The following is a 23,056-nucleotide window of genomic DNA, read 5'->3' as shown; positions in this document are numbered from 1 at the left end:
CGGGTTCAGGCCTGCGCGAGCCGCAGCTCGAGGCTGTCGATGCGCTGGGCCACCACGGCCGCGCGCGCGAGCTGCGCCTGCACGCGCTCGAGGATCGCGTCGAGCTCCGGCTGCGTGAGGCCCGGGACGAGGCGCAGGACCACGGCGACCTCGGCGCCACGGCCGGGCACCGCGTCGACGCCGCGCAGCAACTCGTCGAGCGCGACGGCCTCCTGGACGGCCGCGCGGACGTCCTCCGCCACGGTGCCGTCGACTACCGCGGGGCGCCACGGCTCTCCCTGGCCGAGCGCCCAGACGGCCGGGCGCGGGATGAGCACCGTCTCCATGCCGGGATTGAGCACGAGCGCGCTCCAGCCCTCGGCGACCGCGGCGAGCGCCGCGCGCGGGCCCTCCGCCGGGATGGGCCGGGCGCGGTCGCTCCACGCCTTGACCGCGTCCACGTCGGTGAAGATGGGCAGCGCGGTGCGGCCGTCGGGCATCTCGACGGCGACGACGCCGGTGGAGGCGACCTCGTCCTGCTCGAGCCCGTGCTTGCCGACCACGCGCTTCTCCCCCGACGCCATCACGGGGATGAGCACCCGCGCGTAGGCGAGCGCGTCGACCACGTCGGCCATCTCGGCCTTGCCGTGGGAGTAGCGGATCAGGGCCTGCGCGAGGCGCGCGTCCGCGCTGCCGTCGTCGTCGGAGAAGATCGACTCGGGGATCTCCTTCAGGGGCTCGTCCTCGCTCATGGGCCCAGCCTACGGCCCGCCGCCGACACCGTCAGGGACGGCCCGCCACGTCGAGCGCCTGCGGGAGCGTGAAGTTGCCGTGGTACAGCGCCTTGCCGACGATCGCGCCCTCGATGCCGATACCCGTGAGGGTGCGCAGCGCCGCGATGTCCTCGAGCGAGCTGATGCCGCCGCTCGCCACCACGGGCGCGTCGGTGGCCTCGCACACCTGGGTGAGCAGCTCGAGGTTGGGGCCCGAGAGCATGCCGTCCTTCTTCACGTCGGTGACGACGTAGCGGGCGCAGCCGGCGGCGTCGAGGCGCGCGAGCACCTCCCACAGGTCGCCGCCCTCGCGGGTCCAGCCGCGGCCCGCGAGCGTGGTGCCGCGCACGTCGAGCCCGACCGCGATGCGGTCGCCGTGCCGGTCGATCGCGCGGGCGGTCCACTCGGGGTCCTCGAGCGCTGCCGTGCCCAGGTTGACGCGCGCGCAGCCGGTGGCGAGGGCGCGCTCGAGCGACTCGTCGTCGCGGATGCCGCCGCTCATCTCGACCTTGACGTCGACCGCCTTGACGACGCTCGCGAGGAGCTCCGCGTTGGAGCCACGCCCGAACGCCGCGTCGAGGTCCACCAGGTGGATCCACTCGGCGCCGCCGTTCACCCAGTCGAGCGCCGCGGCCAGCGGGTCGCCGTACGAGGTCTCGGAGCCGGCCTCGCCCTGCGTGAGGCGAACGGCCTGGCCGTCGGCGACGTCGACGGCGGGCAGGAGCTCGAGGCGGGGCGTTTCGGTCATGGTCTCGCTTTCGTGGGAGCGCGGCGTGCCAGGGAGCACGCTGTCATGGGGGCCGATGCGGCGGCCTCCAGGCTACCCGTCCCGGCGGGTGGGACGATGCGTCAGGAGCCCGCGACGGTGAACGTCGCCTCGGCGCCGCCGTAGTTCGCCTCGACCGGCAGGCCGGCGCCGTCGACGGTGACCAGGTAGGTGCCGGGCTTGAGGCCGGAGGTGTCGAGGACCGCCTCGCCGTCGCCGTGCACGAGCGTCAGGTCGACGGTCGCGACGTCGCGGAACACGGTCCCCGTCCGCGTCACGACGGCGGGGACCGTGCCCTGCGCCCACGCGGCGGCGCCGGGCTGGCCGGTGTCGTGGCACCCGTCGAGCGCCCGCGACAGCGCGATGGACACGGCCTCCCCCGGCGCGACCGCCTCCGGCGCGACCGAGAGCTCGGGTCCCACGCACGAGGCCGCCGCGCCCCCGGTGGCCGCGCAGCCCGCGAGCGGTACCGCGACGGCCAGCACCAGCATCGTCACCAGGGCTTTCATGCGCACAGCCTGGCACGCGCGCGGGGCACGGGTCTAGAGCGACTCGACCCAGTTGCGCAGCAGCTGGAGCCCGGCCTCGCCCGACTTCTCGGGGTGGAACTGGGTCGCGCTGAGCGGCCCATTCTCGACGGCCGCCACGAACCGGTCCGCGCCGGTGCCGGCACCCGCGGTCGACCACGTGACGAGCGGCGCCGCGAAGCGGCCCGTGTCCTCCGTGGTGCCCAGGGGGAACTCGCGCGCGCCGTACGAGTGCACGAAGTAGAACCGCTCGTCCTCGACGCCCGCGAACAGGCGTGAGCCCTCCGGCGGCTCGACGGGCGCCCAGCCCATGTTGGGCACCACGGGCGTCTGGAGCAGCTCGACGACGCCGGGCCACTGGTCGAGGCCCTCGGACTCGACGCCGTGCTCGACGCCGCGCTCGAACATCACCTGCATGCCCACGCAGATGCCCAGCACCGGGCGGCCGCCCGCGAGGCGGCGGCCGACGATCTGGTCGCCGCGCGCGTCGCGCAGCCCGTCCATGACGGCCGCGAACGCCCCCACGCCGGGCACCACGAGGCCGTCGGCATTCTCCGCGACGGCGCGGTCGGAGGTGAGCTCGACCCGCGCGCCCACGTGCTCGAGCGCGCGCGTGGCGGAGCGGACGTTGCCGAAGCCGTAGTCGAAGACGCAGACGAGCGGCGCCGTCATTCGCCCTGCCCCTTCTTGAGCGCCTTGGTCTCCCTGAGCAGCTCCCGGTACGCCTTGACGCGGCCGATGTCGGTCGAGTGGATCTTCTCGTCGTGCGTCTCGGCGACCTGGTCGAGCGTCTGCACGCCCGTGAGCAGCGACGTCACCACGCCGGGCGAGTCCGCGAGCACGAGCCCGGCGGGCAGCTCCTCCGCGACCGCGCCACCCTTCCACGACTGCACGCGCACGTTGCCGGCGCGGCTCTCCGCGAGGAGGAACTCCGATCCCTTGAGGAAGCCGGACACCGCCCGGGCGGACCGCTCCGCGGACTCGGGCGACGCATCGTCCAGGACCGCGACCGGGCCGCCCGAGGTCTCGAGCACGCGCCCGCGCACCTTCGTCAGCGCGCACAGCGCCGTGAGGAATCGGGGGCTGGGGATCGGCGTGAGCAGGAGGGCGACGTCGCTCACAGGGCCCCCTTGGTCGAGGGGATGCCCTGGACGCGGGCGTCCTTCTCCACCGCGAAGCGCAGCGCCCGCGCGAGCGCCTTGAACTGGGCCTCGACGATGTGGTGCGGGTCGCGGCCGGCGAGCACGCGCATGTGCACGCAGATGCCCGCGTGGTGGGCGATCGACTCGAGCGCGTGGCCCGTGAGCGAGCCCGCGAAGTTGCCGCCGATGAGGTGGGTGGCCTGGCCGACTGGCTCGCCCGTGTGCACGAAGTACGGGCGTCCGGACACGTCGACGACGCACTGGGCCAGCGCCTCGTCCAGCGGCACGAGCGCGTCGCCGAAGCGGGAGATGCCCGCCTTGTCGCCGAGGGCCTGCTTGAGCGCCTCGCCGATGCAGATCGCGACGTCCTCCACGGTGTGGTGGGAGTCGATGTGCACGTCGCCGGTCGCGCGGACCGTGAGGTCCATGAGCGAGTGCTTGCCGAGCGCGGTGAGCATGTGGTCGTAGAACGGCACGCCCGTCGAGATCTCGGTGCGGCCCGAGCCGTCGAGGTCGAGCTCGACCAGGACCGACGACTCGCTCGTGGCGCGCTCGATCCGACCGGTGCGGCCCGTGCGGGCCTGGGACTCGCTCATGCGGTGACCTCCAGCAGTGCGCCGCGGAACAGCGCCATCTCCTGCGGCGTGCCGATCGACACCCGCAGCCATCCCTCGGGGCCCGTCACGCGGATCAGGACGCCGCGCTCGAGCAGGCCCTGGAATACCCTCTCACGATCCTCGAACGGGCCGAACAGCGCGAAGTTCGCGTCGCTGTCCGCGACCGTGAAGCCCTGCTCGCGCAGCCACGCGACGGTCTCGTCGCGCTCGGCGCGGATCTCGTCGACCTGGGCCTGCAGCTCGCGGTGGTGGGCCAGCGCGGCGCGCGCGGTCGCCTGCGTGACCGCGCTGAGGTGGTACGGCAGGCGGACGATGCGCAGCGCGTCGATCACGTCCTCGTGCGCGGCGAGGTAGCCGACGCGGCCGCCCGCGAGCGCGAAGGCCTTCGACATGGTGCGGCTGACGGCGAGGTGCGGGTGCTCGGGCAGCAGCGTCGCGGCGCTCGGCACGCCCTTGCGACGGAACTCCGCGTACGCCTCGTCCACCACCACGAGGCAGCCGCCGGGGACGTCCGCGGCCGCCGCGAGCAGCGCCTCGACCTGGTCGAGCGGCAGCGCGGTGCCGGTGGGGTTGTTCGGGCTGGCGACGATCACCATGACCGGGTGGCGCTCACGGATCGCGGCGGCGGCGGCCTCGACGTCGAGCGTGAAGTCGTCGCGGCGCGGCAGGGTGACGTAGTCGGTGAGGGCGTCGCGCGCGTACTCGGGGTACATCGAGTAGGTGGGCGCGAAGCTCATCACCGTGCGGCCGGGGCCGCCGAAGGCCTGGTGCAGGTGCAGCATGACCTCGTTGGAGCCGTTGGCCGCCCAGATGTGGCGGGCCTCGAGGAAGTCGACGTGGCTCTCGGTCGCCAGGTAGGCGGCGAGGTCCTCGCGCAGGCCCAGGAAGTCGCGGTCCGGATACCGGTTGAGGCCCTCGGCGGCCTTGTGCACCGCCGCCGCGATCGCGTCGACGACGGCGTTCGGGGGCGCGTACGGGTTCTCGTTGACGTTGAGGCGGGCGGCGACCTCGAGCTGAGGGGCGCCGTAGGGCTCGAGCCCGGCCAGGTCGGGGCGGATCGGCAAGGTCATGGGGAGAGTCTAGAAGGCGCTCACACCTGCCCGGACAGCGTCATCACCAGGAGCGCGGCGTTGAGCGCGACGATGAGCGCCACGACGGTCCACGCGACCGCCTGCACGGCGCGCGTGTTGACGTGCTCCCCCATCACCGCGCGGTCCGACGTGAGGCGCACCAGCGGGATCGCCGCGAACGGGATGCCGAGGCTGAGCACCACCTGCGACACCACGAGCGCCCACGTCGGGTTCGCCCCCGCGCCGAGCACCACGAGCGCGGGCAGCAGCGTGAGCGTGCGGCGCAGCCACACCGGGATGTGGCGGTGCAGCAACCCGCCCATGATCGCCGAGCCCGCGTAGCAGCCGACCGAGGTCGAGGCGAGCCCCGAGGCGAGCAGGCCCACCGCGAACGCCCCGGCGATCCACGGCCCGAGCGCCGCCTCGATCGCGGCGTGCGCGCCCTCGATCGAGTCGGTGCCGCTGGCCCCGCGCAGGCTGCCCGCCGCGAGCAGCAGCATCGCGATGTTGACCGATCCCGCGATGACCAGCGACAGGCCGACGTCCCACTTCGTGGCGTGCAGCAGGCGGCGCAGCCGGCCCGCGTCGTGGCCGACGCCGTGGCGGTCGCGCGACAGCGAGCTGTGCAGGTAGATGACGTGCGGCATGACGGTCGCGCCGAGCATCGACGCGGCGAGCAGCACGGTGCCCGGGCCCTCGAAGCGGGGCACGAGGCCGCCCGCGGCGCCCGCCCAGTCGGTGTCGGACACCACGAGCCCGGCCATGAAGCCGATCGCGATCACCGCGAGGAGCGCCATGATGACCACCTCGAAGCGCCGCTGCCCGTGCCGGGTCTGCACGGCGAGCAGGCCGAGCGACACGAGGCCCACGATGAGCCCGCCGAGCACGAGCGGCAGGCCGAACAGCAGGTGCAGCGCGAGGGCGCCGCCGATCACCTCCGCGAGGTCGGTCATCGCCGCGACCACCTCGGCCTGCGCCCAGTACGCGAGGCGGCCGCGGCGCCCCAGGCGGTCGCGCAGCAGCTCGGGCATCGAGCGCCCCGTCACGAGGCCGAGCTTGGCCGACGTGTACTGGATCAGGACCGCCATGAGGTTCGACGCGACGAGGACCCACACGAGCAGGTAGCCGTACTCGGCGCCGGCGGTGAGGTTCGCGGCGACGTTGCCGGGGTCGACGTACGCGACGGCCGCCACGAACGCGGGGCCGATCAAGGTGACGATGCGCCGGACCGGTCCCCGCGCGCGTCCCGACCTCGCGCGGTTCCGCTCGACCACCGTGCTCGACACCCGTGCTCCGTCCGTCCGTGCGCGACGCCCCACGGGCGCCGTCGCTCGAAGTTAGGCTAGCCGAACTTTCGGCGCGCGTGGGCGGGACGGGCGCATCGTCCTCACGATGGACCGAGACCCCGTGGCGCGGGGGCATGCCGATCCGGCTTGTCGGACCCCCGCCCTACCATCGGGGGATGGTCGAGACCGTCCCCACCACCGCCGCAGCGCCCCTCCGTCTCGACGCGGAGGCGGCGCTGCGGCGCCTCGTGGGCCGCGACGACGCGGCGCTGCGCGAGGACCAGTGGACCGCGATCGAGGCCCTCGTGTCGCGCCGCGCGCGGGCCCTCGTGGTCCAGCGCACCGGCTGGGGAAAGTCGGCCGTCTACTTCGTCGCCACGCGCCTGCTGCGCGACCGCGGCGCCGGGCCCACCGTCATCGTGTCGCCGCTGCTCGCCCTGATGCGCGACCAGATCGCCGCGGCCGCGCGTGCCGGCATCCGCGCGGCCACGGTGAACTCCGCGAACGTCACCGAGTGGGAGGACGTCCACGCGGCCATCGCGCGCGGCGAGATCGACGTGCTGCTGTGCTCACCCGAGCGGCTCAACAACCCGGCCTTCCGGGACGAGGTGCTCCCCCGCCTCGCCGCCGACGCCGGCCTGGTGGTGATCGACGAGGCCCACTGCATCTCCGACTGGGGACATGACTTCCGCCCCGACTACCGGCGCATCCGTACCCTGCTCGCGGACCTGCCCGCCGACATCCCCGTGCTCGCGACCACGGCGACGGCGAACGCCCGCGTCACCGCCGACGTGGCCGAGCAGCTCGGCGTGACGGGCGACGACGCGGGCATGGAGGTGCTGGTGCTGCGCGGCGCTCTCGACCGCGAGTCCCTGCACCTCGCGGTCATGGAGCTCCCGGACCCCGCCGCCCGGGTGGCATGGCTCGCACAGTCGCTCGGGTCGATCGACGGCTCGGGCATCGTGTACTGCCTCACGGTCTCCGCCGCGGAGGAGGTCGCCTCACAGCTGCGGTCCGCCGGCCTGGAGGTCGCGTCGTACACCGGTCAGACCGACCCGGCGGAGCGCGAGCGGCTCGAGGGCGACCTCAAGGACAACCGCGTCAAGGCTCTGATCGCGACCTCCGCGCTCGGCATGGGCTTCGACAAGCCCGACCTCGCGTTCGTGGTCCACCTCGGCGCGCCGTCCTCGCCCATCGCGTACTACCAGCAGGTGGGGCGCGCGGGCCGCGGCGTGGACCGGGCGACGGTGGTGCTGCTGCCCGGGCGCGAGGATCGCGCGATCTGGGAGTGGTTCGGGTCGCAGGCCTTCCCTGCCGAGGAGACGGTGCGCACGACCTTGGCCGCTCTCTCCTCCGACGCTCCCACGTCGATCCCGGCCCTCGAGGCGCGGGTCGACCTCCGGCGCGGACGGCTCGAGGCCATGCTCAAGGTGCTCGACGTGGACGGCGCGGTGCGGCGCGTGCAGGGCGGGTGGATCGCCACCGGGCAGCCGTGGTCCTACGACGCGGAGCGCTACGCCCGGGTCGCCCAGGCGCGACGCGCGGAGGAGGAGACGATGCTCGCCTACCAGCGGCTGTCCCCCGGCGCCCCCGACGGCTGCCGCATGGCCTTCCTCCGCCGGGTGCTCGACGATCCCGAGCTCGAGACCGGATGGACCTGCGGACGCTGCGATGGGTGTGGCGGCGTCGTCCTGCCGGCCGCGCCCAGCGACGATGCGGTGGCAGAGGCCCAGGCGGGGCTCGACCGGGTGGGCGTGGAGCTGGTTCCACGTCGGCAGTGGCCCACGGGGCTCGCCACGCTCGGGCTGGACCTCAAGGGACGCATCCCGGCGGACGCGCAGGCCGAGCCCGGGCGCGCGGTCGCCCGGCTCGACGGGCTCGGGTGGTCGGTGCAGCTCCGCGATCTGCTCGAGGCCGGAGACCCCGACGGGCGCCCGCTCGACGGGGAGACCCCGGTGCCGCTGCGCACCGCCGCCGTGCGCGTGCTGCAGGACTGGGACGCGATCTGGGGCCCGTCGGCCGAGGACCCCGACGCACGTCGCACGGTGCTGGACGGGGTCGTGATGGTGCGCTCGGCGACACGGCCGGTGCTGGTCGAGCATCTCGCGGGCGGGTTGGCACGCTGGCTGGGTGTGCCGACCGTGGGCGCCGTCGGCCCCGCGGCCGACCGTCCCGGACCCGACCGGCATGACGTCAACTCCGCGATCCGCCTCGCCGGCGTGGCACGCCGGCTCACGCTCGAAGGCGGCCCCGACGCCGGTGCCCGGATCGCCGGCCGTCGCGTGCTGCTCGTCGACGACATGACGGACTCGGGCTGGACGCTCACGGTGGCGGCTCGTCTGCTCCGCCAGGCCGGCGCGGCGGCGGTCCACCCGTTCGTGCTCGGCCAGAGGTGACGCGGGCCAGCCTCTCCCGTCGCCGGCACGAGGGTAAGGCTCGCGGGGACGATGCCGCGCATCGTCCGCGGTGATGACCGGCCGTGACCTAGGTCCCGACACGGGACCAGGGTCCCGGCATAGGACTGAGGTGACCGGCACCCGTCCGGGCGCCGGCGATCCACCCACGAAGGAGTGAGCGATGGATGCGTTCCGCGCGGCAGTGGTCCGTGCTTTCGGAGAACCGCTGGACGTCAGCGACGTCCCCCTGCCCGAGCCCACGGGCTACGAGGCCCTGGTCAAGGTGACGCACACCGGCGTCTGTCACACGGACCTCCACGCCGCTCACGGCGACTGGCCGGTCAAGCCCGCGCCGCCGTTCGTGCCGGGCCACGAGGGCGTCGGCGCCGTCGTCGCGGTCGGCGAGCGCGTCACCCGCATCGCCGTCGGCGACGTGGTCGGCAACGCGTGGCTGTGGTCCGCATGCGGCGAGTGCGAGTACTGCGAGCAGGGCTGGGAGACCCTGTGCCCGAAGCAGCGCAACGGCGGCTACTCGGTGAACGGCTCGTTCGGCGAGTACATGGTCGTGGACTCGCGCTACTGCCCGATCCTGCCCGCGGGCGTGGACCTCGCGCAGGCGGCCCCGATCCTGTGCGCCGGCGTCACGGTCTACAAGGGCCTCAAGATGACGGACACGAAGCCCGGCGACTGGGTGCTCATCTCGGGCATCGGCGGGCTGGGCCACATCGCGGTGCAGTACGCCGTGGCGATGGGACGGCGCGTCGTCGCGGTCGACATCGACGAGCGCAAGCTCGCGCTGGCGATCAAGCACGGCGCCGAGCTGGGCGTCAACGCGGCGACGTCCGAGGACGCGGCGGCGGAGATCCGCGCCATCACGGGCGGCGGGGTGCACGGCGCGCTCGTCACCGCGGTCAACGGCAAGGCGTTCCCGCAGGCGCTCACCTCGCTGCGGCGCGGCGGCACCGTCACGCTGGTGGGCCTGCCGCCCGAGTCCTTCCCGGTGGACATCTTCTCGGTGGTGCTCAACGCGTGGACCATCCGCGGCTCGATCGTGGGCACGCGGCGCGACATGGAGGAGGCGATCGACTTCTTCGCGCGCGGCAAGATCGTGCCGACGATCACGACCCTCCACCTCGACGACATCAACGCCGTGTTCGACGACATGCTCAAGGGCGACATCGACGGGCGCATCGTGCTCGAGATGGGCTGAGCCGGCCGCCGGGGACGACGAAGGGGCGCCGCTCGCGCGACGCCCCTTCGTTCCGTGCCCGAAGGCTCAGGACTCGCGGGTCAGCGTGCCGCAGTCCCACGTGGTGAAGACCTGGCCCTTGCTGAGCGAGATCTCCCACACGGCGCGCTTGCCCATGTTGTAGCCGAGGCTCTTGCCCGCACGCATGGACGCGTCCTGGTCGAGCTGCATGTAGCACTCGGTGGTCGAGGTGGTCGTCTTGTAGACGCCGGGCGCGATGTCGGCGCCGACCAGGTACATGCCGTCCTGCGTGATGGACGTGCGGCCGGAGCCGGCGCCCGTGCCGTCGGACAGCGTCCAGCCGTTGCAGCCCTCGGTGTAGAAGTAGTCGTCGGTCGGCAGGACCGTCATGTAGACGCGGTAGGGGGCGTTGACCCAGCCGTGCGGGTTGGTCTTGCCGTCCTCGCCGCGCTCCCAGTAGCAGTAGTCGCTGCCCGTGCGGTAGTACGTGCCCGCCTTGATCTGGGTACCGACGGCATAGCGGCCGTCCTCGACCGCGACCTTGGCGCGCGGCGCGACGGTCTTCGTCTGCACGGTCGTCTTCACGATGGTCTTGAGGTCGTCGCGGTGGTAGGACACCTTGACCGAGAGCTTCTTGCCCGCGTCACGGTTGACGACCGCGTAGGACTGGTGGGTCGCGCCCGAGATCACGACGCCGTTGCGGAGCCACTGGTAGCTCGCGCGCACGTTGCCCGGGTAGATGGTGCCGACCCGCGCCGTGAGGGTCTTGCCGGCCTGGGCGGTGCCCTCGATCGTCGGGCGCTGCGCGCAGATGACGCCCGTGGTGATCGTGTCGGTCGGCTTCGACGTGCGGGTCGCGGCCGCGTACCCGCGGTGCGTGCCGACGATCTTGACGGAGATTCGCGAGCCGCGGTCGTCGCACGTCAGGCGGTAGGTCGCCTTGGTGGCGCCCGCGATCGCGACGCCGTTGCGCTTCCACTGGTACGTGAAGGTCGCGGAGGGCTTCCACGACGCGACGGTGGCGGAGAGCGTCGAGCCGACCTTCTTGGTGCCCGAGATCATCGGGGTCCGGACGGACGTGAACTTCGGCAGGGTCGTGGTGGCCGTCTGCACGGTGCCGGCGACGGTCACGGTGCTGGGCGCGAGGGCCGTCGCAGTGGTGCTGGCGTCGGCCGCCGCGGGCACGAGGATGGTGAGGCCGGCCGCGACCGCGAGCGAGGTCGCGAGCAGCCGTCCAGAGAGGCGCTTGGGCGCCTGGAGATGAGTCATCGATGTTCCCCCTGAGGAATACGCCATTGTGGCGATGGGAGGACTATCCCAGGTTTTGGCACCGGGTTTATGCATTGGTGTGAATAAGCCGACATCGGCGTGTCTACCAGTGGAGACACGAGAACGATGTCATGCCGTGGTGGCCCTCGATGCATGTCCGTGGGCGGGTGCGCGCACCCCGGCCGGACGGCGCATCGTCCCCCGCCGCGGACCGTGCGTCAGCCGTCGAGGCGCGCGCGGATCGCCTCGCCGTGGGCCGGAAGGTCCTCGGCGTTCGCGAGCGCGACCACCTTCTCCCCCACCTCCGCGAGGGCGTCGGCCGAGTAGTCGATGAAGGACACGGCCTTGAGGAACGCGGTGACCCCGAGGCCCGACGCGAACCGCGCCGTGCCGCCCGTCGGCAGCACGTGGTTGGAGCCGGCGAGGTAGTCGCCGAGCGGCACCGGCGAGTGCTCGCCCACGAAGATCGCGCCGGCGTTGCGGATGCGCCGGGCGACCGCGCGGGCGTCGGAGGTGTGGATCTCGAGGTGCTCGGCGCCGTACGCGTCGGCGACCGCCACGGACTGGTCGATGCCCGAGGTGAGGATGATCGCGCTCTGACGCCCGGTGAGCGCCTCCTTGGTGCGCGCGAGGTGCTTGGTGGCGTCCGCGAGGGCGCCGAGCTCGCGCTCGACCGCCTCGGCGAGCTCGACGGAGTCGGTGATGAGGACCGAGCCGGCCATCGGGTCGTGCTCCGCCTGGCTGAGCAGGTCCGCTGCCACGTACCGGGGCGTGGCGGTCGCGTCGGCGATGACCGCGATCTCGGTGGGGCCCGCCTCCGCGTCGATGCCCACCACGCCGTTGACCGCGCGCTTGGCCGCCGCGACGTAGACGTTGCCCGGGCCGGTGATGACGTCGACGGGATCGCACAGGCCCTCGACGCCGTGCGCGAGCATCGCGATCGCCTGCGCGCCGCCGACGGCGTAGACCTCGGTCACGCCCAGCAGCGCGCACGCCGCGAGGATGGTCGGGTGCGGCAGCCCGCCGAATGCCTTCTGAGGCGGGCTCGCGACCGCGATCGACGGCACGCCGGCCGCCTGCGCGGTCACCACGTTCATCACGACCGAGCTCGGGTAGACGGCAAGGCCGCCGGGCACGTACAGGCCCACGCGGCCCACGGGGATCCAGCGCTGCGACACCACCGCGCCGGGCGCGAGCTCGACGTCGACCGGCGGCGGGACCGTCGCACGGTGGTACCGGCCCACGCGGTCGATGGCCTCCTCGAGGCCCGAGCGCACGGCGGGGTCGAGCGTCTCGAGCGCCTGGTCGATCGCTTCCAGCGGCACCCGCAGGTGCTCCGGCACCACGCCGTCGAAGCGCTCGCCGAGCTCCTTCAGCGCCGCCTCGCCGCGCGTGCGGACGTCGGCGATGATCGGCTCGACGACCGCGAGCGCGTCGCCCACGTTGACGTCGGCGCGCGGCACCACGGCGAGCAGCTCGCGGGCGGTCAGGTCCTGGTCGCGAAGGTCGATCCTGGTCAGCACGCGCTCCACTCTAGTGGGGACGGCGTCATGGCAGGCTTGGCCCATGGAGTGCGTCGAGTGGGAGGAGCGCGCGCGGGCGGACGATGCGTCGGCGCCGGTGCGCGCGCGGCGTGTCCGGGGTGTCGCGCTGGCCGGGCTGGGGCTGGTCGCCGTGGTGGCGGCCGCGATGCTCAGCGTGCTCTGAGCTCCCCCTCCCCGGGCGCCGCGCGCCCGATCCAGCCCAGGTGCGTGTGCTGGAACGCGTCGGGGTGCTTGAGCCCGTAGCCGAGCGCGCGGTCGAGCCCGATGTGGACCGCCCACGCGAGCGCAACGATCGCCCAGGCGTCGGCACCGGTGAGCGCGAACACCGCCGCGCAGACGACCGCGCCCGCGTACGAGTGGCCCGCGTTGTAGAGCGCCGCCCCGACACGCGGCCCCGCCGCATAGCCGAGCGCGCTGAGGTCGAACGCGAGGAAGAGCGCGACCGGCCACCACCAGGCGAACCCGAAGGCGAGCGGACCCGCGGCGGCGGCCGCGAGCGCGATCGCGCCGCCCTCGAGTCGCTGCCAGCGGATGACCGTCATGACCCGAACCTAGGCGATCGCGGTCGCGCGCCACCCATGCACCGCGCGGAGAGCCTTGCTACACGCCGACGAGGCAGTTGGGGCCGAGCGCCGCCTTGAGGTCGCCGTACAGAGCCGAGGACCGGGCCACCCGGAACTCGTTGCCCAGGCGCATCGTGAGCGGCTTGTCGGGCCCGGTGAGCACCATCCGCACCTCGATCGAGCCGGGGTGCGCGCGCAGGATCCCCTTGACCTGGTCCACGAGCGGCGCGGTCACGCGCGCCGCCGGCACCGTGATCGCGACGGGCGAGGTGTCGACCTGGTTGATGTTGGGGATACGCACGTCGATCGCGGAGAACTGGAGCCCGCCGTCGCCGCGCTCGCGCCCACGCACCTTGATCGCGAGCACCGCGTCCTCGGCGAGGTCGCGCCCGAACGTCTCGTAGACCTTCGAGAAGAACGAGATCTCCGTCTCGCCCGACATGTCCTCGAGAGTGAGGATCGCGTACGGGTTGCCCGACTTCGCGATGCGGCGGTCGACGCGGGTCACCAGCCCCGCGAGCGTGATCTGCGAGCCGTCCTGCACACCGTGCGACGGGGTCGCGTTGAGGATCTGGTGCGAGGCCTCGGCGCGGATCACGTGGTCCAGGCCCGACAGCGGATGGTCGGAGACGTAGAGGCCGAGCATGTCGCGCTCGAGGTTGAGCTTGGTCTTCTTGTCCCACTCGTCGAGCGTGGGCACCTCGACCGTGACTCCCCCGCCGAGGTCCTCGACGTCGGCGAACAGGTCGAACTGGCCCGTGGCCTCCTGGCGCTTCACACCGATGACCGAGTCGATCGCCTGCTCGTGCACCGCGTTGAGGGCGCGGCGCGAGTACCCCATCGAGTCGAAGGCGCCGGCCTTGATGAGCGAGTCGATGGTGCGCTTGTTGCACACCGTCGCGGAGACCTTGTCGAGGAAGTCCTGGAAGGACGTGAAGGCGCCCTTCTCGGTGCGCGCCTTGACGATCTCCGCGACCACGTTGGCGCCCACGTTGCGCACGGCGGTGAGACCGAAGCGGATGTCGCCGCCGACGGCCGCGAAGGTCGCCTTGGACTCGTTGACGTCCGGCGGCAGCACCGTGATGCCCATGCGCCGGCACTCGGCCAGGTACAGCGCGGACTTGTCCTTGTCGGTGCCCACCGAGGTGAGCAGCGCCGCCATGAACTCGGTCGGGTAGTGCGCCTTGAGGTACGCGGTCCAGAAGGACAGGACGCCGTACGCGGCCGTGTGCGCCTTGTTGAACGCGTAGTCCGCGAACGGGAGCATCGTCTCCCACAGCGCGTTGATCGCCTCGAGGGAGAAGCCGCGCTCGAGCGCGCCGTTCTTGAAGGGCTCGAACTCCTTGTCGAGGATCTCCTTCTTCTTCTTTCCCATGGCGCGACGCAGCAGGTCGGCCGCGCCCAGCGTGTACCCGGCGACGATCTGCGCGATGCGCTGGACCTGCTCCTGGTACACGATGAGGCCGTAGGTGATCCCGAGGACCTCCTTGAGCGGCTCGTCGAGCTCGGGGTGGATCGGCTGGATCTCCTGCCGCCCGTTCTTGCGCTCCGCGTAGTTGGTGTGAGAGTTCATGCCCATCGGGCCGGGGCGGTACAGCGCCAGGACGGCGGAGATGTCCTCGAACGTGTCGGGCCTCATCTGACGCAGCAGCTGGCGCATCGCGTTGCCGTCGAGCTGGAACACGCCGAGCGTGTCGCCGCGGGCGAGCAGGTCGAAGGTGCCCTCGTCCGCGAGCTCGAGCTCCTCCAGGACCAGCGGCTCCTTGCCGTTGTCCACGATGTTCTCGAGCGCGTCGTCGAGGATGGTGAGGTTGCGCAGGCCCAGGAAGTCCATCTTGACCAGGCCGAGCGTCTCGCACGTCGGGTAGTCGAACTGCGTGATCACCGCGCCGTCCTGCTCGCGTCGCATGATCGGGATGATGTCGATCAGCGGGTCGGACGACATGATGACGCCGGCCGCGTGCACGCCCCACTGGCGCTTGAGGCCCTCGAGGCCCTGCGCGAGCTCGAACACCTGCTGCGCGTCGGGATCCTGCGCGAGCAGCGTGCGGAAGTCCTCGCCCTCGTAGTGGCGCGGGTGGGCGGTGTCGGTGACGCCGATCAGGGGCATGTCCTTGCCCATGATCGCCTCGGGGTACGCCTTGGTCAGCTGCTCGCCGAGCGAGAACGGCTTGCCGAGCACGCGCGTCGAGTCCTTGAGCGCCTGCTTCGCCTTGATGGTGCCGTACGTGACGATCATGGAGACGCGCTCCTGGCCGTACTTCTGCGTGACGTACTGGATCACCTCGCCGCGCCTGCGCTCGTCGAAGTCGATGTCGAAGTCGGGCTTGGACTCGCGCTCCGGGTTGAGGAAGCGCTCGAAGTACAGCTGGTGGACGATGGGGTCGATGTCCGTGATCTTCATCGCGTACGCGGCCATCGACCCGGCGCCGGAGCCGCGGCCCGGTCCGACGCGGATGCCGTTGTCCTTGGACCACTGGATGAAGTCGGCGACCACCAGGAAGTAGCCCGGGTAGCCCTTGCCCGCGATGACCTCGATCTCGAAGTTCGCGCGCTCCTGCACGTGGGCGGGGATCTCGGGGCCGAAGCGCTCGTGCAGGCCCTTCTGGACCTCCTTGACGAACCACGAGTGCTCGTCCTCGCCCGGAGGGCAGTCGAAGACCGGCATGTAGTCGGCCTTGGTGTTGAAGGACACCTCGCACTGCTCGGCGATCGCGAGGGTGTTGGTGAGCGCCTCGGGGTAGTCGCCCCAGATGTCCCACATCTCCTCGGACGACTTCACGTAGTACCCGTCGCCCGAGAACGCGAAGCGCTTGCCGCCGTTGTCGTACGTGGGCTCGCTCAGCGTCGATCCCGACTGCACGCACAGCAGCGCCTCGTGCGCGGTCGCGTCCTCCTTCTTGGTGTAGTGGAGGTCGTTGGTCGCGACGAGCGGGGCGCCGATCGCCTTGGAGATGCGCAGCAGGTCCTCGAACACGCGCTTCTCGATGTCGAGGCCGTGGTCCATCAGCTCGACGTAGTAGGAGTCCTTGCCGAAGATGTCCTGGAACTCGGCGGCGGCCTTGAGCGCCTCGTCGTACTGTCCCAGGCGCAGGCGGGTCTGCACCTCGCCCGACGGGCAGCCGGTGGTCGCGATGATGCCCTTCGAGAAGCGCTGCAGCAGGTCGCGGTCCATGCGCGCCTTGTAGAAGTGCCCCTCGAGCGACGCGTAGGACGCCAGCCGGAACAGGTTGTGCATGCCGGCGGTGTCGCGCGCCCACATGGTCGCGTGCGTGTAGGCGCCGCCCGAGCTGACGTCGTCGGACTCCTGCCCGCGCTCGCCCCAGCGCACGCGGGTGCGGTCGCCGCGCGCGGTGCCCGGCGTGAGGTACGCCTCGAGCCCGATGATCGGCTTCACGCCGGTGGCCTGCGCCTTGTTCCAGAACTCGTACGCGCCGAACAGGTAGCCGTGGTCGGTGGTCGCGATCGCCTTCTGGCCGAGCCGCTCGGCCTCGCTGAACAGGTCGCCGATCTTCGCCGCACCGTCCAGCATCGAGTACTCGGTGTGGACGTGGAGATGAACGAAATCCTTACCCGGCATGGGGACGATTCTAGGAGCCGCCACCGACAGCGACGGGACGATGCGCGGGTCGGGTCGGGGTGTCGAGGCGCGTCGCGCCTCGTCAGGCCCCGGGATGCCCCGCGACGCGATCCGCGGCGAGCTCGACCGTCGGCAGCGCGGCGGTCGGATCGCCCCGCAGCTCGGGGGTCCCGGCCGTGATGGGCGCGGTCGTGGCGGCCGCGATCGGCGCCTCGACGGGAGGCGCCGCCTCCGTGGCGGCGTCCGCGCATCCCCCGAGCGCCAGCACCGCCCCCACCGCCACCGCGAGCCCCACGCGCATGGTCTCCCCCTCCGTCGTCGCGGACCGAACCTATCCGCGCGGCGTCGCGCCTGCATATCCCCCACTTGTGGGGGTGGTGGACGGAACGGGATCCGGTGTCGGCGGGGCCTGGAAGAATGTCCGGGTGAGCGAGCAGACCCGGCCCCGACGCAACTCCCGGCGCGGGCGCGGCGGACCGCGAAGGGACGAGGCGCATCGTCCCCGGGTGAGCACGCGCGCCCTGGCCGCCGCCGCCGAGCGCCGGGCCGCCGTCGAGGTCCCGGCCATCGCCTACCCGGCGCAGCTGCCGGTCTCCGCGCGCCGCGAGGAGATCGCCGCCGCGATCCGCGACCACCAGGTGGTGATCGTCGCCGGCGAGACCGGCTCGGGCAAGACCACGCAGCTGCCCAAGATCTGCCTCGACCTGGGACGCGGGCGCGCGGGGCAGATCGGCCACACGCAGCCCCGGCGCATCGCCGCGCGCTCGGTCGCCGAGCGGATCGCCGAGGAGATCGGCACGGAGCTCGGCGGGATCGTCGGCTACCAGGTGCGCTTCACCGACCAGAGCTCGGAGAACACGCTCGTCAAGGTGATGACGGACGGCATCCTGCTCGCGCAGATCCAGCGCGACCCCGACCTGCTGGCCTACGACACCCTCATCATCGACGAGGCCCACGAGCGCAGCCTCAACATCGACTTCCTCCTCGGCTACCTCACCAACCTGCTGCCGCGCCGCCCCGACCTGAAGATCGTCATCACCTCGGCGACCATCGACTCCGACCGCTTCGCGCGCCACTTCGCGCCCGGCGGCCCGCTCGCGGCGGACGCGCCGGACGATGCGCCCACCGCCCCGGTCGTCGAGGTCACCGGCCGCACCTACCCGGTCGAGATCCTCTACCGCCCGCTCGAGGGCGAGTCCAGGGGCGAGGAGCGGGACCTGGTGACGGGCATCGTCGACGCGTGCGACGAGCTCATGACGTGGGGCGACGGCGACGTCCTCGTGTTCCTGTCCGGAGAGCGGGAGATCCGCGACGCCGCCGACGGCCTCGAGGCGCACCTGGGCGACCGCGCGCGCGACCCGCGCCACCCCCGCCGCGTCGAGATCCTGCCGCTCTACTCGCGCCTCAGCGCCGCCGACCAGCACCGCGTCTTCGAGCGGCACACGGCCCGGCGCATCGTGCTGGCGACCAACGTCGCCGAGACCTCGCTCACGGTGCCCGGCATCAACTACGTCGTCGACCCCGGCACGGCGCGCATCTCGCGCTACTCCAAGGCCACCAAGGTCCAGCGCCTGCCCATCGAGCCGATCTCGCAGGCCTCGGCCCGGCAGCGCTCGGGCCGCGCCGGCCGCCTCGCCGACGGCATCGCGATCCGCCTGTACTCCGAGGAGGACTTCGCGGGCCGCCCCGCCTTCACCGAGCCCGAGATCCTGCGCACGTCGCTCGCGAGCGTGCTGCTGCAGATGATCTCCGTGGGCGTCGTGGCGAGCCCCGAGGACGTCGCCCGCTTCCCGTTCGTCGAGCCGCCGGACACGCGCGCGATCCGCGACGGCGTGCAGCTGCTGAGCGAGCTCGGCGCGATCACGACGAGCGACGGCCGCACGGCGCTCACCGACATCGGCCGCATGCTCGCCCGCCTGCCGATGGACCCGCGCCAGGCCCGCATGATCGTCGAGGGCGCGCGCCACGGCGTCGCCCGCGAGGTCGCCGTCATCGCCGCCGCGCTGTCCATCCAGGACCCCCGCGAGCGCCCGACCGAGCGCCGCGAGGAGGCGGACCTCCTGCATCGTCGCTTCGCCGATCCCACCTCCGACCTGCTGTCCTACCTCAACCTCTGGGAGCACGTGCGCGAGCGCCAGCACGCGCTGTCGGGCAACCAGTTCCGGCGCCTGTGCCGGTCCGAGATGCTCAACTTCCTGCGCGTGCGCGAGTGGCAGGACCTGGTCCAGCAGATCCGCGAGTCCGCCAAGGGCCTCGACATCGAGATGCCCTACCGCAAGCCATCCCCCGTGGACGATGCGGAGGGCACCGGGGCGCTCAGGCACGTCTGGGACGACGACGCGATCCATCGGTCGATCCTCGCGGGCCTGCTGTCGCAGGTCGGCGCGCAGGACGTGCTGCAGCTCAAGGCGAGCTCCTTCACCCATCTCAAGGGCGAGGCGCGCGCGAAGGAGATGCGGAAGGCGCGCAAGCGCGCGTCCAACGAGTTCATCGGCGCGCGCGGGATCCGGTTCGCGATCAACCCCGGCTCGCCGCTGTCCAAGAAGCCGCCGGAGTTCCTGATGGCCGCCGAGCTCGTGGAGACGTCGCGGCTGTGGGCCCGCGACGTCGCGCGCATCGACCCCGCGTGGGCCGAGGACCTCGCGGGCGACCTCGCCAAGCGCACGTACTCCGAGCCGCACTGGTCCTCCAAGCGTGGCGCCGCGATGGCCTCGGAGAAGGTGCTGCTGTACGGCGTGCCGATCGTCGCCGACCGGCCCGTGCTGTGGGCCAAGGTGAACCCGGACGAGGCGCGCGACCTCTTCATCCGCCACGCCCTGGTGCAGGGCGAGTGGACCACCCACCACGGCTTCTGGCGCCGCAACCAGCGCGTGCTCGAGGACGCGGCCGAGGTGGAGGCGCGCTCCCGCACCCGCGGCCTCATCGCGGACGAGGAGACGCTGTTCGCGTTCTACGACGCGCGCCTGCCCGCGTCGATCGTGTCGGCGCGCCACTTCGACCGCTGGTGGCAGGGCGCCCGCCGCGAGGACCCGGAGCTGCTGAGCCTCACGCTCGACGAGCTGGTGCCCGAGAGCGCCGCCGTCGACCCCTCCCAGTTCCCGGAGCGCTGGCCCCAGCTCGACCTCGAGCTGCCGCTCACGTACCAGTTCGAGCCCGGCACCGCCGCGGACGGGGTCACCGTCCACGTTCCCGTGGGAGTGCTCGCCCGCCTCGTGCCGGACGGCTTCGACTGGCTCGTGCCGGGGATGCAGCCCGAGCTGGTGACGGCGACGATCCGCGCGCTGCCCAAGCCCGTGCGGCGCCTCCTGGTGCCCGCGCCGGACGCCGCGCGCGACATCGTCGCGTGGATGGGCGAGCACCTGCCCGCGTGGGCCGACGTGGTCCGGGCCGGCGACATGGCCGAGCCGTTCCGCGACGCGTTCACGCGCGCGGTGCTGGCGCTGCGCGACGTCGACATCCCCGCCGACGCGTGGGACGGCCTCGAGGAGCGGCTGCCCGCGCACTTGCACATGACGTTCCGCGTGGTCGAGCCTCGCGGCCGGGGCGGCGACCGCATCCTCGACGAGTCCCACGACCTGCTGCTGCTCCAGCGCTCGCTCGCCCCCGAGGCCCAGGCCGCGGTCCGCACCGCGGTGCAGCGGGCCGCGGACGCGGCCGCGCGCCGGTCCACGCCCGGCCCCGCGGCCGTCGTCGCCGCCGCCTCCTCGGGGGACGATGCGCCCCGCCCCGCGAGCGCCGCGGTCGCCGAGGTCGAGGCGCTGGCCGGATGGCCGGCGCTCGACGCGCTTCCCGACGAGGTCGAGGGCACCGTGCACGGCGTGGTCGCGCGCGGCTACCCGGCGATCGTCGAGGAGAAGGGCCCGCGGGCCTCGCTGCGCGTCCTCGCCGACTCCGTGGGCCGCGACGCCGCCCACGCGCACGGCGTGCGCCGCCTCCTGCTCACCGAGGTCGGCCTCGCGACCCGGCGCGTCACCACGCGCTGGACGCCCGCCGAGTCGCTCGCGCTCGGCGCGTCGCCCTACCGGTCCACCGACGCGCTCGTCGACGACCTCCAGGCCGCCGCGATCGCACGCCTCACCCCCGAGGCCGGGAACGTGCGCGATCGCGCGACCTACGAGGAGCTGCGCGAGCGCGTCCGCGCCGGCCTCGAGGACGCCGTCCTCGACGTCGCCCGCCAGGCCGCCGCCGCGCTCGCCGCCGCGCGCGAGCTCGACGTCGCGGTCCGGGGCGCCACCTCGCTGTCGCTGCTGTCGACGCTGCAGGAGCTGCGCGAGCAGTCCGCGGCGCTCGTGGGCGACGGATTCGTCCGGGCGACCCCGCCCGAGCGCCTGCCCCACCTGGCGCGCTACCTCAAGGCCGGCGCGCATCGTCTCGAGAAGGCGCAGGCCGACCCCGCCAAGGACGCGCAGCTCGCGTGGCAGGTCGCGCAGTCCGTCGAGCAGTACGACACCGTGCGCGCGTCCCACGCCAAGGGCCGCGTGACGCCCGAGACGGCAGCCGCGCTCGACGGCGTGCGGTGGATGATCGAGGAGCTGCGCGTGTCGCTCTTCGCGCAGCGGCTCGGCACGGACGGACCCGTGAGCGAGCAGCGGATCCGGAAGGCTCTCGCCGCCGTCGGCGCGGACCACGCGCGATAGTCTCTGCCCACACAGTCCAGGGAGGGGTCAGGGTGCCCAAGATCGACGCCGCCACCGTGGTGGAGCACCGCGCGGCGAGGCGCGCCGCGCTGCTCGACGCCGCCGTCGCCCTGATGCACGAGCACCCCGACACGATCCCCACGCTCGGCGACGCGGGGCGCCGCGCTGGCCTGTCGCGCTCGTCGGTCTACCACTACTTCTCGTCGAGCCAGGACCTGCTCACGGCCGTGGTCGAGGAGACGTTCCCCCGCTGGCAGCGACGCTTCGACGCCGCCTACGCCGCCGCTGCCACGCCCGCGGAGCGGGTCCGCGCCTACGTGCGCGAGAACCTCGCGCTGGTGGCGGACGGCGAGCACGCGCTCGCCCGCACCCTGTCCGCCGTGGTGCCGAGCGACCAGCTCGCGCCGCGCTCCGCGGCGTTCCACGCGACACTCGTCGAGCCTCTGCGCGCGGCGATCGAGGAGCTCGGCGACCCCTCCCCCGCGCTCACGACCGAGCTCGTCAACGCGATCGTGCTCGCGGGCGCCCGGCGGGTCGAGACGGGCGACCCGCTCGAGGAGGTCGCTCAGGCCGTCGCACGGCTCGTCGAGCCGTACCTCGCGCGCGGCTGAGCGACTTGCCGCGCCGGCCGCCCGAGGCCTAGAGTCCCCCTAGTTGTCGACACCATGTCGAGAAGATGGCGACCCGCACGGGCTCGCCCGACCGCACGCTGGAGCCCCACGATGACCGACGCCCCTGCCGCCCCCGCGCCCGCCTGGCTGCGCTGGGCCGAACGCGCCGTCGCGGCGCTCGCCCTCGCGGTCGTCGCGTGGGCGCTCGCGACCGAGTCGGGCGGCATCGTGCACGCCCACCCGGCCTACCCGATCCTGCTCGGCGTCACCGTGCTGGCCGCCGCGGCGGTGCTGATCCTGTCGCTGCGTGCGCGCTCCTCCCGCGCGGGCTGGCGGCGCGTGCTGCGCGTCGGCGGCACCGTGGTCGCGCTCGGCTGGGTCGCGGGCCTCGCGTGGCTGCGCCCGGCCACCGCGGAGGAGCCCGCGCTCGCCGCGATGAGGTCGGACGGCGCGGTCACGGTGGTCGAGAGCGCCACCCGGATCGTCATGGCGCCCCACGACGGTTCCGGCACCGCCGTGCTGTTCCAGCCGGGCGCCCTCGTCGACGCCCGCGCGTACGCCGCCGTGCTGCGCCCGCTCGCCGAGGCCGGTCACACCGTCATCATCACCAAGCAGCCGCTCGGGATCGCGTTCCTCGACGTCGGCGCGCTCGACGCCGCCCGGCAGGAGCGCCCCGAGCTCACGCGCTGGGTGGTCGGCGGCCACTCGCTCGGCGGCGTGGTGGCCTCGATGGAGGCCGACGCGGACGACTCCGCCGACACCCAGCCCGTGGTCGGCCTGCTCCTGTTCGCCTCGTATCCCGCGGGCGACCTCAGCACGTCCCTCACGGCCGCGGTCGAGTCCATCTCGGGCAGCGAGGACGGCCTGTCCACGCCCGCCGCGATCGAGGCGTCCCGCGACGACCTCCCCGCGGACGCGCACTTCACTGTTGTCGACGGCGCGGTCCACGCGTTCTTCGGCGACTACGGCACGCAGGCCGGCGACGGCACGCCGACGATCTCGCACGATGAGGCGCGCGCCCGCATCGGCGCCGCCGCGGTCGCGTTCGTCGACTCGCTCGCCGGCTGATCGCGTACGCACTGCGAG

Annotated in this window: 19 protein-coding genes; 6 read left to right on the top strand and 13 right to left on the bottom strand. The window is 73.0% G+C overall.

All coding sequences use genetic code 11. The features are described 5' to 3' along the window. Positions 1-5: 5 nt before the first annotated feature. From AOM04_RS12380 to AOM04_RS12345, 8 genes are all read right to left on the bottom strand, one after another. The gene (locus AOM04_RS12380; RefSeq protein ID WP_062465098.1) at positions 6-731 is read right to left on the bottom strand and encodes an SseB family protein; all 726 of its coding nucleotides are present in this window, start codon (positions 729-731) and stop codon (positions 6-8) included. Between the two features lie 31 nt (positions 732-762). Then, positions 763-1,500, bottom strand: a complete 738-nt coding sequence (gene priA / locus AOM04_RS12375) for a bifunctional 1-(5-phosphoribosyl)-5-((5-phosphoribosylamino)methylideneamino)imidazole-4-carboxamide isomerase/phosphoribosylanthranilate isomerase PriA (RefSeq protein ID WP_062465097.1) — start codon at positions 1,498-1,500, stop codon at positions 763-765. 101 nt (positions 1,501-1,601) lie between these two features. Then, positions 1,602-2,027 carry a hypothetical protein gene (locus tag AOM04_RS12370; protein ID WP_156160738.1) on the bottom strand — a complete coding sequence of 142 codons (426 nt, stop codon included), beginning with the start codon at positions 2,025-2,027 and terminating at the stop codon, positions 1,602-1,604. A gap of 33 nt (positions 2,028-2,060) precedes the next feature. Next, positions 2,061-2,717, bottom strand: a complete 657-nt coding sequence (gene hisH / locus AOM04_RS12365; protein ID WP_062465095.1) for an imidazole glycerol phosphate synthase subunit HisH — start codon at positions 2,715-2,717, stop codon at positions 2,061-2,063. Then, positions 2,714-3,166: a hypothetical protein gene (locus tag AOM04_RS12360; protein ID WP_062465094.1), complete on the bottom strand. Its 453-nt coding sequence runs from the start codon at positions 3,164-3,166 to the stop codon at positions 2,714-2,716. Before AOM04_RS12360 ends, hisH begins: the two co-directional genes overlap by 4 nt. Next, a complete protein-coding gene (gene hisB / locus AOM04_RS12355; protein WP_062465093.1) occupies positions 3,163-3,783 on the bottom strand; it encodes an imidazoleglycerol-phosphate dehydratase HisB in 621 nt (206 codons plus the stop codon). Before hisB ends, AOM04_RS12360 begins: the two co-directional genes overlap by 4 nt. Next, positions 3,780-4,874, bottom strand: coding sequence for a histidinol-phosphate transaminase (locus AOM04_RS12350; protein WP_062465092.1), 1,095 nt, complete (start codon positions 4,872-4,874; stop codon positions 3,780-3,782). The genes hisB and AOM04_RS12350 overlap by 4 nt, the downstream gene beginning before the upstream one ends. A gap of 20 nt (positions 4,875-4,894) precedes the next feature. Further along, positions 4,895-6,160 carry an Nramp family divalent metal transporter gene (locus AOM04_RS12345; RefSeq protein WP_062465091.1) on the bottom strand — a complete coding sequence of 422 codons (1,266 nt, stop codon included), beginning with the start codon at positions 6,158-6,160 and terminating at the stop codon, positions 4,895-4,897. Positions 6,161-6,336: 176 nt separating this feature from the next. Between AOM04_RS12345 and AOM04_RS12340 the strand changes: the two genes are divergently transcribed. Then, positions 6,337-8,556 carry a RecQ family ATP-dependent DNA helicase gene (locus tag AOM04_RS12340; RefSeq protein ID WP_156160737.1) on the top strand — a complete coding sequence of 740 codons (2,220 nt, stop codon included), beginning with the start codon at positions 6,337-6,339 and terminating at the stop codon, positions 8,554-8,556. Positions 8,557-8,737: 181 nt separating this feature from the next. After that, positions 8,738-9,766 carry an alcohol dehydrogenase AdhP gene (adhP, locus tag AOM04_RS12335; RefSeq protein ID WP_062465089.1) on the top strand — a complete coding sequence of 343 codons (1,029 nt, stop codon included), beginning with the start codon at positions 8,738-8,740 and terminating at the stop codon, positions 9,764-9,766. A gap of 66 nt (positions 9,767-9,832) precedes the next feature. On the opposite strand, the gene AOM04_RS12330 is transcribed toward adhP, so the two are convergent. Next, on the bottom strand, positions 9,833-11,035 hold the full coding sequence (locus tag AOM04_RS12330) for an Rv1352/Rv1906c domain-containing protein (protein WP_062465088.1): 1,203 nt from the start codon (positions 11,033-11,035) through the stop codon (positions 9,833-9,835). 218 nt (positions 11,036-11,253) lie between these two features. Then, positions 11,254-12,558: a histidinol dehydrogenase gene (hisD, locus tag AOM04_RS12325; protein ID WP_062465087.1), complete on the bottom strand. Its 1,305-nt coding sequence runs from the start codon at positions 12,556-12,558 to the stop codon at positions 11,254-11,256. Between the two features lie 43 nt (positions 12,559-12,601). Between hisD and AOM04_RS14680 the strand changes: the two genes are divergently transcribed. Further along, entirely contained in the window at positions 12,602-12,742 is a 141-nt protein-coding gene (locus AOM04_RS14680) for a hypothetical protein (protein WP_156160736.1), read from the top strand. Here the strand turns inward: AOM04_RS14680 and AOM04_RS12320 are convergent. From AOM04_RS12320 to AOM04_RS12310, 3 genes are all read right to left on the bottom strand, one after another. After that, positions 12,729-13,121, bottom strand: coding sequence for a DUF4260 domain-containing protein (locus AOM04_RS12320; RefSeq protein ID WP_062465086.1), 393 nt, complete (start codon positions 13,119-13,121; stop codon positions 12,729-12,731). The two genes, AOM04_RS14680 and AOM04_RS12320, sit on opposite strands and share 14 nt — an antisense overlap. A 58-nt stretch (positions 13,122-13,179) precedes the next feature. Further along, on the bottom strand, positions 13,180-16,722 hold the full coding sequence (dnaE, locus tag AOM04_RS12315) for a DNA polymerase III subunit alpha (protein ID WP_062465085.1): 3,543 nt from the start codon (positions 16,720-16,722) through the stop codon (positions 13,180-13,182). An 82-nt stretch (positions 16,723-16,804) separates the two neighbouring features. Then, entirely contained in the window at positions 16,805-17,023 is a 219-nt protein-coding gene (locus AOM04_RS12310) for a hypothetical protein (protein WP_062465084.1), read from the bottom strand. 205 nt (positions 17,024-17,228) lie between these two features. Here AOM04_RS12310 and hrpA point away from each other — a divergent pair, with 205 nt between their 5' ends. The 3 genes from hrpA to AOM04_RS12295 all read left to right on the top strand — a co-directional run bounded on the left by hrpA (position 17,229) and on the right by AOM04_RS12295 (position 23,038). Continuing rightward, on the top strand, positions 17,229-21,359 hold the full coding sequence (gene hrpA, locus AOM04_RS12305) for an ATP-dependent RNA helicase HrpA (RefSeq protein WP_062465083.1): 4,131 nt from the start codon (positions 17,229-17,231) through the stop codon (positions 21,357-21,359). Positions 21,360-21,391: 32 nt separating this feature from the next. Continuing rightward, entirely contained in the window at positions 21,392-21,970 is a 579-nt protein-coding gene (locus AOM04_RS12300; protein ID WP_062465082.1) for a TetR/AcrR family transcriptional regulator, read from the top strand. A 111-nt stretch (positions 21,971-22,081) separates the two neighbouring features. Next, positions 22,082-23,038, top strand: coding sequence for an alpha/beta hydrolase (locus AOM04_RS12295; RefSeq protein ID WP_062465081.1), 957 nt, complete (start codon positions 22,082-22,084; stop codon positions 23,036-23,038). The last annotated feature ends 18 nt before the right edge of the window (positions 23,039-23,056 follow it).

The organism is Demequina soli (assembly GCF_000971195.1).
GTDB lineage: Bacteria > Actinomycetota > Actinomycetes > Actinomycetales > Demequinaceae > Demequina > Demequina soli.
This window is presented reverse-complemented; position numbering and strand designations above follow the sequence as displayed.

Excerpts from the sequence above, each read along its gene's own strand:
- hisH (WP_062465095.1), bottom strand. The coding sequence starts at position 2,717 with ATGACGGCGCCGCTCGTCTGCGTCTTCGACTACGGCTTCGGCAACGTC.
- hisB (WP_062465093.1), bottom strand. The coding sequence starts at position 3,783 with ATGAGCGAGTCCCAGGCCCGCACGGGCCGCACCGGTCGGATCGAGCGC.
- AOM04_RS12330 (WP_062465088.1), bottom strand. The coding sequence starts at position 11,035 with ATGACTCATCTCCAGGCGCCCAAGCGCCTCTCTGGACGGCTGCTCGCG.
- AOM04_RS12295 (WP_062465081.1), top strand. The coding sequence starts at position 22,082 with ATGACCGACGCCCCTGCCGCCCCCGCGCCCGCCTGGCTGCGCTGGGCC.
- AOM04_RS12350 (WP_062465092.1), bottom strand. The coding sequence starts at position 4,874 with ATGACCTTGCCGATCCGCCCCGACCTGGCCGGGCTCGAGCCCTACGGC.
- dnaE (WP_062465085.1), bottom strand. The coding sequence starts at position 16,722 with ATGCCGGGTAAGGATTTCGTTCATCTCCACGTCCACACCGAGTACTCG.
- priA (WP_062465097.1), bottom strand. The coding sequence starts at position 1,500 with ATGACCGAAACGCCCCGCCTCGAGCTCCTGCCCGCCGTCGACGTCGCC.
- AOM04_RS12380 (WP_062465098.1), bottom strand. The coding sequence starts at position 731 with ATGAGCGAGGACGAGCCCCTGAAGGAGATCCCCGAGTCGATCTTCTCC.
- AOM04_RS12370 (WP_156160738.1), bottom strand. The coding sequence starts at position 2,027 with ATGAAAGCCCTGGTGACGATGCTGGTGCTGGCCGTCGCGGTACCGCTC.
- AOM04_RS12320 (WP_062465086.1), bottom strand. The coding sequence starts at position 13,121 with ATGACGGTCATCCGCTGGCAGCGACTCGAGGGCGGCGCGATCGCGCTC.
- AOM04_RS12310 (WP_062465084.1), bottom strand. The coding sequence starts at position 17,023 with ATGCGCGTGGGGCTCGCGGTGGCGGTGGGGGCGGTGCTGGCGCTCGGG.
- AOM04_RS14680 (WP_156160736.1), top strand. The coding sequence starts at position 12,602 with ATGGAGTGCGTCGAGTGGGAGGAGCGCGCGCGGGCGGACGATGCGTCG.
- AOM04_RS12340 (WP_156160737.1), top strand. The coding sequence starts at position 6,337 with ATGGTCGAGACCGTCCCCACCACCGCCGCAGCGCCCCTCCGTCTCGAC.
- adhP (WP_062465089.1), top strand. The coding sequence starts at position 8,738 with ATGGATGCGTTCCGCGCGGCAGTGGTCCGTGCTTTCGGAGAACCGCTG.